Annotated in this window: 1 protein-coding gene and 1 pseudogene; both read left to right on the top strand. The window is 72.0% G+C overall.

The features are described 5' to 3' along the window. On the top strand, window positions 1-956 hold a 956-nt coding region (locus ACFXKA_RS43115), incomplete at its 5' end, for an IucA/IucC family protein (protein WP_379431930.1). Next, window positions 953-1,155 (top strand): annotated as a pseudogene (locus ACFXKA_RS43110) (hypothetical protein); the annotation flags it as partial. The gene ACFXKA_RS43115 and the pseudogene ACFXKA_RS43110, both read left to right, overlap by 4 nt.

The following is a 1,155-nucleotide window of genomic DNA, read 5'->3' as shown; positions in this document are numbered from 1 at the left end:
AGGTCCCCCTCCTCATCCGCAACACCCTTGTCTGGCGCGGGCTTTCGACCGCGCCGACCGAGGCCGCGCCCGATGTGAGCGCCTGGCTGCACTCCGTACGGGACGCCGACCCGTATCTGAGCGAGGAGCTGCGCATCCATCCGCTCGGCGAGGTCGCGGCCGTCGCCGTGGGGCATCCGCTGTACGAGTCGGTCGAGGACGCCCCGTACCGCTACCACGAACTCCTGGGCGCCGTCTGGCGCGAGCCGGTCGCCGCGCTGCTCGACACCGGCGCGGGTGAACGCGCCCGCACCATGGCCGCGTTGCTCAAGACCGGGTCCGACGGGCGCGCGCTCACCGCCGAGCTGGTCGAGCGTTCCGGGCTCACCCCCGCGGCCTGGCTGGAACGGTTCTTCGGGGCGCTGCTGCCGGGGCTGCTCCACTACCTCTACCGCTACGGCGTCGCCTTCTGCCCGCACGGCGAGAACACCGTCGTCCTCTTCGACCGCGACGAGATCCCGATCGGTATCGCGGTCAAGGACTTCGCCGAGGACGTGAACCTGCTGCCCGGCGCCCGGCCGGAGTACGCCACGCTCTCCGGGCGCGCCGACCGCGTCCTGCTGCGCTGGCCGGCCCACGAGCTGGCGCACTCGCTGCTCAGCGCGGTCCTTGCCGGGCACTTCCGGTTCTTCGCCCCGCTGTGCGCCGGTCAACTCGGTGTGCCCGAGGACGAGTTCTGGGCGCTCGTACGCGCCGAGATCGAGCGCTACCACGCCCGCTTCCCGGAGCTGGCCGACCGCTTCGACTCGTACGGGCTCCTCGCCCCGTCCTTCGACCGCGTCGCGCTGAACCGTGAACAGCTGCTGGGCGGCGGGTTCCACGACCGCTCGGAGCGCGACGAGGGCTTCGACGTCGTGCACGGCACCGTGCCGAACCCGCTGGCAGTGGCACCCGCACGAATAGGGGACCGGAAATGACCGGGGAGCGCCCCTCGCCGTACGAGCTGCTGCGGGCCGAGGCCGCCGCCGGGCGGGTCGAGGAGGTGATCGTCGCCGTTCCCGACATCCAGGGGCGGCTCCAGGGCAGCCGGCTCTCCGTCCCGTACTTCCTCGACGAGATCGAAGGCGTGAACGGGAGCGACGGCTTCGGCGCGTGCGTCTATCTCCTCGCCTCCGA

It is taken from the genome of Nocardia sp. NPDC059228 (genome assembly GCF_042754245.1).
Taxonomy (GTDB): domain Bacteria; phylum Actinomycetota; class Actinomycetes; order Mycobacteriales; family Mycobacteriaceae; genus Nocardia.
The sequence above is the reverse complement of the archived record's forward strand: the minus strand, read 5'-3'. Positions and strand labels throughout refer to the sequence as shown.